This window comes from Anaerobutyricum hallii DSM 3353, assembly GCF_000173975.1.
GTDB classification, from domain to species: domain Bacteria; phylum Bacillota; class Clostridia; order Lachnospirales; family Lachnospiraceae; genus Anaerobutyricum; species Anaerobutyricum hallii.
Genome location: NZ_ACEP01000036.1, coordinates 18459 through 28009, shown reverse-complemented (window position 1 = coordinate 28009; position 9551 = coordinate 18459). Strand labels below are relative to the sequence as shown.

Below are 9551 nucleotides of genomic sequence, written 5' to 3'. Positions count from 1 at the left end.
CAGTTGTGACCTTACGGGGAGTTGGTATTCTGATATGCCATTATAACAATAGTTTATGTGTCAATCCAACAGGATTTTATTCCCCGAATATTCTATATCTCCTGTCTTCTTTCTCAAATCCCCCAACTGATTTTTCGAGCTGCCAACAAGCAGAACTCCAGAAGCTAAATAAAGCATATTTGTGGCCTCGGAGCAAGATTTGGATACGAGCGTGTATAAGCGAGTATTCAAACCGCCGCGACTAAAGTCACAAATATGCTTTATTTAGCTTCTGGAGTTCGTCTGCCTTGCAGCCTCACAAATCAGAATTTATTTGGGAGCGTCTCCTTTGCCTGCGGCAAATCAGAATTCTTCCGAAAATCTTTGTAAATTCACTATTTGACATTGCATAGTACCTAGTATAATATAGTATCAACAGGAAAGGAGCGAATCAATGAATGCACAGTTTAAGAAAGGGGTTCTGGAGCTGATCGTTCTTGCAGCAGTAGAGCAAAAAGATATGTATGGATATGAGCTGGTTGCAGAAGTTTCAAAAGTAGTGAATGTAAAGGAAGGAACCATTTATCCTATTTTGAAGCGACTGACGAATGAACATTATTTTGAGACATACTTAAGAGAATCCACAGAAGGACCACCAAGAAAGTATTATCATTTGACTGCTGCGGGGATTCTTCATTTAAGAGAATTGGAGAAGGAGTGGGAAGAATTTTCCCGGAATGTGAATAAGTTTTTAAAGGAGAGATAAAGGATGACAAAAAGGAAGTTTTTAAAAGAGCTGGAAGATAGGCTCCAGATGCTTGATGAAAAAGAGCGGAAAGATATGATAGAGGAATATTCACAACATATCAGTATGTGCATGAAAAGTGGGATGAAAGAAGAAGAAGCGATTGAGGATTTTGGAGATATGGATGATTTGATTGCTGAGATTCTTGAAGCGTATCATCTGGATCCGGAATATGAAGTAAAGAGCAGGGAAAGAAGCGGAAAAACAGGAATTGCAGATTTATTGCCAAAAGATTTTTTCAAGAAAAAAACGAAGATAGCTAAAGCCGGTAATAAAAGCAATGTCAATGATGGAAATAATAAAAGTAATCCTAGAAAGAATAGAAGAGTAGAAGGAACAAAACGCTTTAAGGAAGAACAAGGACGAAAAATAGAAAATATAACGAGTAAAGCTGTGAAAACGGGTAGTAATGCCGTTTCATGGAGCTGGGATAAGATTAAAAAATTCTTTTTTATTTTTATAAAAATAGTATTAGTTTTCCTGGCACTTCCGGCAGTATTTTTTGATCTGGCAGGGTTATTCGGGTTGGGAATATTAGGTGTTATGGCATTTCAGGGATATCCGGTTATAGGATGCGTCATCATAGCATTTGGAGCAGTTTTAAGCATGACAGCATATATTCTTTTTTTATTTACCTATGTATTAGGAGGAAGAGGAGCAAAAGCATGAGTTTTAGAAAAATACTAGTAGGAATTTTTATGGTAGGGATTATCTGTTGCGGAATTGGAGCAGGAGTAACATTTCAGGAGTATTCTTCATTTAAATATATGGGAGAAAAAAGAATAGGGAGCAATAAAATCGCAGAAAAAACACTGACTGAGAATTTGTATACAGATAAAACGAAGAAGTTAAATACATCATTTATAGCATACAATAATGAAAATGAGAATATAGAGCTAAAAACATCAAAATCTGTTCCTAAAGATAAAATACAAATCAAAGTACGTTATGATGCAGATAATGTAAAAGATATACATATTGATAAGAATTTATATAATGATGATGAGTATATAGGGGACGATATATATATTGATGATGACTACGATGAAAACAGTATGGATAATGTGGCGTTGGAAAATATGACACAAACAGATGAAAGTGAATCTGCACAGAAGAATCCAACAAGTCAGGAATTTTTTATTAGTGCAGTGGGACGTATGTCTGATATAGAATATGTTCTCAGTTACAAAGATGAAATTTTGAAAAACATCAAAGAAAGAAAAATTTACAACTATGTTTATCCACAAATTATTTCTGTAGAGATTACGGTCAATCCAGAGAATAAAAATCTAATGAAAATATAAGTCCTGGTTTGCGTAGCAAAACAAACAGACGACGCTACAGAAGCATAGCAATTAAATTTTAGTGGACTGATACTAAAATAGATGTGAAAAGCACTGAATTTTAGCATATTTTATTGAGATTAGCATGAGAAATGCTGTAGTGGAACAAGATCGATTTGCATATGTATTAGAGCGTGTTTGAAACTTAGTTTATTATTGTAACACAATGATAACAGTTTGAATGTCAGTCCTTTCAAGTTTGATTTCTTAAAAAGTCACAGCCGTCTGAAGCCTCCCTCAAATCTCTTCAACATGAATTCTGATTTTCCTCCAATCGCCAAAGACAGCTCCCCAAGAGAGACCATACCCTATATTTGTGACCTCGGAGCAAAGGTTGGATGTAAGCGGTTAAGCGAACATTCAACCTGCAGCGACTAAAGTCGCAAATATAGGGTATGGTCTCTCTTGGGGAGCGTCTCTTTGCCTGCGGCAAATCAGGATTTCTAGGAAACAAATGGCAGTACATATGTTACCCAAAGATGACTAAGTGGCATTACCAGCACCATTGCCGGTATCATGTCGGCTATCGGGAATTCTTTTACTTTCATCATTCGAAAGCCAGTTGCGACAAGAAGCACGCCACCACAGGCTTTGAAATCACAAATCATAGTTTCAGTGCAGAACGGATAAATCGCACCTGCAAGTAAGAAAAGTACCATGAATATGATAAACTGCGGTACTGCGATTACGCAGGTAACAACTCCAAGAATACAGGCAAAGATTAAAGCAGTGGCAAGATCAAGTACGGTTTTTGCTAAAAGAATACTGTGGTCCCCAGTCATTCCCGCAGTAATACTTCCGTAAATTCCTGTACCACTTGCACAGAATAATACGATAGCAGTAACTAATACACTCTGGTATTCTGCATCTTTTTTACTTTGTCCGGGAATGATTTTAGAAATGATTTTTTCCATTCTCATTCCCATTTTTTGTGTAAGATTTCCGAGATGAATAATCAGCCCGATTACGGTTCCTAAAATAACAGAAAGAATAACGGCAGGCATATTTTTCATCAGGGAAATAGAACTGATACCCATAGTCATCGCACAGGCACCAAAAACTAAGTTGAGATTTGTCTTGAAAGATTCAGTTAGTCGCGGTCCGATAAAAGAACCAGCAATTCCACCAATGATAATTCCAAGACAGTTTGCAATAACTCCGATTGGCATAAAGATTCTCCTTTTTGAAATAGTAATTAATGTGGCTAACAGACGAAAACAGGGAAATCATAGCATTGCATCTGTGACTTTAGTCGCAGCGGTTTGAATGTTCGCTTAAGCGCTCGCATCCAAACCTTGCTCCGAGGCCACAGATGCAATGCTATGATTTCCCTGTTTTCTGACTTTGGATGTAAGAAAATTACTATAATCCAGCCAAAGTCAGAACCCAGGAGACTAAATAATCCATAAATATGACCTCGGAGCAAGTGTTGGATATGAGCGTTTAAGCGAATATTCAACACGCCGCGACTAAAGTCACATTTATGGATTATTTAGTTTCCCGGGTTCGTCTGTTCATCTTAATGAATTAAACCAAACCCATTATACTAGTATGGAACGTTTTCTGCAACATCTACTGGTGGTTCGAATCCTTCTTCTTCTCTTTTTGCAAGGAATTCTTTCAGTTTCTGAGCTGGCATATCAAGTCCTGTATACAGTTTGAATGCACCGGCTCCCTGCCATAAAAGCATACCTTTTCCACCGATAACGTTCTCTTCTTTACATCCATTTGCTACAGCGTCAGCCATAAGTTTTGTTACTAGTGGATGGTAAATAACATCGTATATAACCATGTCTTCGTGGAATACGCTCATATCTGTAACAAGGGACTGTCCGTCAAGGGCAGGAGCCATTCCTACGCAGGTTCCGTTAATAAGAATGTCACATTCTCTTATCTTATCATGCATAAGATCTGTGTCACTTAATGAATGGAACTCTAACTTACATTTTACTCCATCATCCATCATTTTCTGGCCGATACCAGCAACGTGGTCAAGACCTTCTTTACTTCTGTTGAATACAGTGATGGACTTTGCTCCGTCTAAAGCACACTGTACCATGATAGCGGTAGCAGCTCCACCTGCACCAAATAAAACAATATCTTTATCTACGATTGATACGTTATGATCTTTTAAATCTAAAACAACACCCATACCGTCTGTGATATGACCTGTTAAAACTCCATTATCATTAACAATAGTATTTACAGCACCAACGAATCTTGCAGCATCAGATAACTTATCCATATTGCGGCATACTTCCTGCTTACATGGCATAGTAACGTTGGCACCACGCATGTTCAGTCGTCTCATTGCAGCTAAGGAATCTTTTACCTGGGATGCATCAGTATCAAAGGCAAGATAAGCACAATCAATTCCGTAATAATCAAAGCAGAAGTTATACATAATCGGTGAGCCGGAATGTTTGATTGGGGTGCCGAATACACCTAATAATCTTGTTTTGCCTGAAATTCTTGTATCCATAATAATTCCTCCATAAATTTGAAAACTAGCACCTGAGAAATTAACACTTTAAAGCATTCAAGTGCTTGGTTGTTAAAATACCATCTTTCGACAGGAATGTCAAGAGAAAATACGCAATTTAATTAAAAATTCTGACTTGCCGCAGGCAAAGGAGACGCTCCCAAAGAGAGACCATACCCTATATTTGTGACTTTAGTCGCTGCAGGTTGAATGTTCGCTTAACCGCTTACATCCAACCTTTGCTCCGAGGTCACAAATATAGGGTATGGTCTCTCTTTGGGAGCTGTCTTTGGCGATTGGAGGAAAATCAGAATTCATGTTGGAGAGATTTGAGGATTCCCCGAAAGGATGTGATTTTTCAAACACGCTTTAGTACATCAACAAATCAATGAAATATTAAGGATTGACACACAAAATATTATTATAATATCACAGCAATTTTACAATAATAAGCCAGAGTTCCTATTTCTTCTGTCCCCATCCCCAAATTTTTTCAACTGATTTGTAGGACTGAAATACACAGAACCCTCCTCCCCTGTAATCTATAAAAATACTTCGTTTCACTGCGTCCAAGCTGCTCATCCGCAACTTGAACTTGCTCTAAGGCGCATTTTTATAGATTACAGGGGAGGAGGGTTCGTCTGTTTATTTCTCCAACTCTACAAATCAGGATTTTTAACCAAAGTTGTATTCTTTGTTTAGCTTACTCTGTTCAATAACATATTTTTTAAATTCCTCAATCAGCGGTGGATGATATACATCTTTAAGGATTGCCATATAGAAGTACCTCTTATAAGAAGGCTGTGTCAATTTCAGCACTTTTACATCCACATGGTTAAGCCCGTCAAACTTTGGAGCAATCATAATACCGAAGCCTTTGGAAACAAAACCGGCACCGACAAGATCTTCTTCAATCTCGCAAAGAATATCCGGGTATGCATTGATACTTTTGAATAAGTCATCAATAATCTGGCGCAGTCCGCTTTTATGCCGGAAGATAATCTGCTGATAGGCCAGGGTCTCTTTTAAAGTTACACTGTCTTTGGCGGCAAGAGGATGGTCTTTTGGAACAATGACAACAAGTTCTTGAGTCGCGATAGGGATAAATTCGACCATTGGACTATTATTTAACTTAGAGCAAAAAACCATGTCGTATTCTCTGTCTATAAGACTGCGGACCAGATCGACAGAGAGCCCATGTTCACAACTGAAATTAAACCAGATATTTTTATCTGGATGAAGATCAAGAAAGTTTTTTACGGTAGTTGGAACATAGTCTGTTCCGAGTGTACGGAGAAAGCCGATATTGATTTCACCTTCACCGTTTGCCACTAATTTGATGTCTCTTACTGCATTATCTAAGTTTGCGAGAATTTCCTTTACATTAGAATAAAATGCCTTACCATATTTTGTCAGTACAATGTTACGCCCACGCTTTTCAAAGAGCTGTATGCCCAGTTCGCTCTCCAATGTAGAAATAGCGTAGCTTAAGCTGGGCTGTGTGATAGAAAGAATCTCAGCGGCCTTGCTGTAATGTTCTGTTCTGGCAAGTGTTTCAAAATAACGTAAGTGAAATAAGTTCATTGAAAAACCCCCTTCAATAAAAGTATTGTTTAAAGATTTCAGTATTATGTTAGATTCGTTTTGTTTATAGAATGTAGTCTGTAAAAACAGATTCATAAAATCAAAATTAAAGTACAAAAAATGACGTATCAAAATGATATATCTGATTGTGGGATATTAAAATCATATTACCAGATCATTTTACTTAAATTTAATTAGAAGTATTGCCATAAATTTTTAAGAAATTCACCTTAAAAATTCCTATGTTTTACCTTACCATAAATGATAAAAAAAATCTATGAATTTACGAATATTCTCGATTGGTTTTATTGAATAAAACGAGTTATAATCTAAGTAACTTAAAAAGTTAAAAAAATAACAAGTAAATTTTTTAAAGCAAAATTATATTTTTTTCAAATGAGAAGGAGGACATATCATGTCAAAAGAATTTCCTATTACCGTTAGTTCATGGACACTTGGAGACCAGTGCAAATTTGAGGAGCGTGTAAAAGCAGCAAAGGAAGCAGGATACGATGGAATCGGTCTTCGTGCTGAGACTTATGTAGATGCATTAAACGAAGGACTTCACGATGAAGATATCCTTGCAATTCTTGAAAAATATGATATGAAGGTTACTGAAGTAGAATACATCGTACAGTGGGCTGAGGATGCTCGTTCTTATGAGCAGAAATACAAAGAGCAGATGTGCTTCCATATGTGTGAACTCTTCAACGTAGGTCACATCAACTGTGGATTAATGGAAGATTACTCTGTAGAACATACAGCTCAGAAATTAAAAGAGTTATGTCAGAGAGCAGGCAAATTAGTAATCGGTGTTGAGCCAATGCCATACAGCGGAATCCCTAACATGGAAAAAGGATGGGCTGTTGTAAAAGGTTCTGGATGTGACAATGCGAAGTTAATCATGGATACATGGCACTGGGTAAGAGCAAACCAGCCAATCGATCTTGATGTAATTAAAGATATCCCAGCAGATAAGATCGTTTCTATTCAGATCAACGACGTTTGGGATCGTCCATACGCTAAGAGCATCTTAAGAGATGAGTCTATGCATGATCGTCTCGCTCCTGGAACAGGAATTGGATGTACAGCAGACTTCGTTAAGATGGTACGTGAAAAAGGTATTGAGCCAAAAGCAATCGGTGTTGAAGTAATCAGTGATGCTATCCTTGCTAAAGGTGTTGCAGAAGCTGCAAAACATACATTTGATAATACAAAGAAAGTTCTTGAGCAGGTTTGGCCAGAAGTACTTTAATCTTCAATTATTTACTTGAATTATATAATTAACTTGTCAAAAGCTAAAATGAAATAATAGACCGCAGCCCGCAGGTTAGAGGCTGCGGCGCGGTCATGTGAATAATTAGGAAGGGGTAAATTATGAAGTTTGAAAATATGTTTTCACCAATTCAGATTGGACCTATGGAAGTAAAGAACCGTTTTGTAGTACCTCCAATGGGTAACAACTTTGCAAACACAGACGGAACAATGAGCGATCAGTCTGTTGCTTATTACGGTGCACGTGCAAAGGGTGGATTTGGTTTAATTACACTTGAGGCTACAGTTGTTCATAAAGGAGCAAAGGGTGGTCCTAGAAAACCTTGTTTATATGATGATTCTGCAATTCCTAGCTTCAAGAAAGTAATTGATGCCTGCCATGCAGAAGGAGCTAAAGTTTCCATTCAGTTACAGAACGCTGGACCAGAAGGTAACGCAAAGAATGCTGGCGCACCAATCCAGGCAGCTACAGCAGTTACATCTGCAGATGGAAGAGATATTCCAGAAGCAGTTACAACAGAGCAGGTTTATGAATTAGCAAGAGGATATGGAGAGGCTGCAAGAAGAGCAATGGAAGCTGGTGCAGATGCTGTAGAAATTCATATGGCACATGGTTACCTTGTAAATTCTTTCATGTCTCCAAGAACAAATAAACGTGTCGATGAGTTTGGTGGTTCTTTCGAGAACAGAATGCGTTTCTCAACTCTCATCATTGATGAAGTTAAGAAAGCAACACAGGGCAAGATTGCTGTACTCGCTCGTATCAACAGCACAGAGGATATGTTCGGTGGACTTGACAACCATGATATGTGTGCAATCGCAACTTATTTAGAGTCTTGCGGATTAGATGCACTTCATGTATCTCGTGCCGTTCACTTAAAAGACGAATATATGTGGGCACCTACAGGTATTCACGGTGGATTCTCTGCTGAATATGTAGCAAACATTAAGAAATGTGTATCCATCCCTGTTATCACAGTTGGACGTTACACAGAGCCACAGTTCGCTGAGGTAATGGTTCGTACAGGTAATGCAGACTTAGTTGCATTTGGCCGTCAGTCTCTTGCAGACCCAGCTATGCCTAAGAAAGCATTTGAAGACAGATTAGAAGACATGACACCATGTATCGCTTGTTTACAGGGTTGTGTTGCTAACATGTATGCTGGTAAGCCAATCTGCTGTTTAACAAACCCAGTTCTTGGCCGTGAGAGCGAAGGAATGAAAGAAGCAGAAACTAAGAAGAAGATTTATGTAATTGGTGGTGGCCCTGCTGGTATGTGTGCAGCATTTACTGCAGCAAGAAGAGGACATGACGTTACATTATTTGAAGCAAGCGACGTACTCGGTGGAAATATGAGACTTGCTGCTTACCCACCTGGAAAAGGTGATATCACAAACATGATCAGAAGTTACATCACAAAATGTGAAAAATCTGGTGTAAAGATTGTTCTTAATACAGAAGTAACAGCAGATCTTATTAAGAAAGATGCTCCAGATGCAGTTATCGTAGCAACTGGTTCTGAAACGCTTGTACTTCCATTCATCAAAGGTATCACAGCTCCTGAAATTGTTCATGGAGGAGACTGCTTATCTGGTAAACGTCCGGTAGGACATAAAGTACTTGTTGTAGGTGGTGGTATGGTAGGTGCTGAAACAGCAGAGTTCCTTGCAGAAAAAGGACATGATGTTTCTATCATCGAAATGAGAGATGCAATCGGACCAGACGTAATCCACGAACATAGAGTATTCCTTATGGAAGGTCTTAAAGAATATGACGTTCATCAGTATGTAGATGCAGCAGTATCTGAGATTTACCCTGATGGCGTAAGCTACAAGAATGCAGCCGACAAATCTGATGATACAGTTTATGAATTAAGAGGATTTGACACTGTTGTTCTTTCAATGGGATATGTTTCCAAATATACACATCGTGAAGGTCAGGAAGTTGTTTACGATTTCGTTGACGAATTAAAAGCTATCTGTCCAGAAGTACACGTAGTTGGTGATGCTATCAGAGCTCGTCGTGCTTTAGACGCAACAAAAGAAGCTTATGATGTTGCATTAAATATTTAATCGTATCAGA

8 protein-coding genes are annotated in these 9551 nt (G+C 38.2%); 5 read left to right on the top strand and 3 right to left on the bottom strand.

The genetic code is table 11. From position 1 onward, the window contains the following. Window positions 1-433: 433 nt before the first annotated feature. The 3 genes from EUBHAL_RS03050 to EUBHAL_RS03040 are packed head-to-tail and all read left to right on the top strand — an operon-like array spanning window position 434 to window position 2088. Complete coding sequence (locus tag EUBHAL_RS03050; protein WP_005344719.1) at window positions 434-745, top strand: PadR family transcriptional regulator; 312 nt, start codon at window positions 434-436, stop codon at window positions 743-745. A 3-nt stretch (window positions 746-748) separates the two neighbouring features. Next, window positions 749-1453 (top strand): DUF1700 domain-containing protein, encoded by a 705-nt coding sequence (locus tag EUBHAL_RS03045; RefSeq protein ID WP_005344718.1) that lies wholly within the window; start codon window positions 749-751, stop codon window positions 1451-1453. Then, a complete protein-coding gene (locus tag EUBHAL_RS03040; RefSeq protein WP_005344716.1) occupies window positions 1450-2088 on the top strand; it encodes a hypothetical protein in 639 nt (212 codons plus the stop codon). Before EUBHAL_RS03045 ends, EUBHAL_RS03040 begins: the two co-directional genes overlap by 4 nt. A gap of 482 nt (window positions 2089-2570) precedes the next feature. Here EUBHAL_RS03040 and EUBHAL_RS03035 read toward each other — a convergent pair whose 3' ends face one another. From EUBHAL_RS03035 to EUBHAL_RS03025, 3 genes are all read right to left on the bottom strand, one after another. Continuing rightward, a complete protein-coding gene (locus EUBHAL_RS03035) occupies window positions 2571-3296 on the bottom strand; it encodes a DUF554 domain-containing protein (protein ID WP_005344713.1) in 726 nt (241 codons plus the stop codon). Between the two features lie 377 nt (window positions 3297-3673). Further along, entirely contained in the window at window positions 3674-4609 is a 936-nt protein-coding gene (aroE, locus tag EUBHAL_RS03030; protein ID WP_005344711.1) for a shikimate dehydrogenase, read from the bottom strand. Between the two features lie 675 nt (window positions 4610-5284). After that, window positions 5285-6193: a LysR family transcriptional regulator gene (locus EUBHAL_RS03025; RefSeq protein WP_044921697.1), complete on the bottom strand. Its 909-nt coding sequence runs from the start codon at window positions 6191-6193 to the stop codon at window positions 5285-5287. Between the two features lie 415 nt (window positions 6194-6608). On the opposite strand from EUBHAL_RS03025, the gene EUBHAL_RS03020 reads away from it, so the two are divergent. Beyond that, entirely contained in the window at window positions 6609-7448 is an 840-nt protein-coding gene (locus EUBHAL_RS03020) for a sugar phosphate isomerase/epimerase family protein (protein ID WP_005344706.1), read from the top strand. A 122-nt stretch (window positions 7449-7570) separates the two neighbouring features. Next, on the top strand, window positions 7571-9541 hold the full coding sequence (locus tag EUBHAL_RS03015) for an oxidoreductase (RefSeq protein ID WP_005344705.1): 1971 nt from the start codon (window positions 7571-7573) through the stop codon (window positions 9539-9541). Window positions 9542-9551 lie beyond the last annotated feature (10 nt).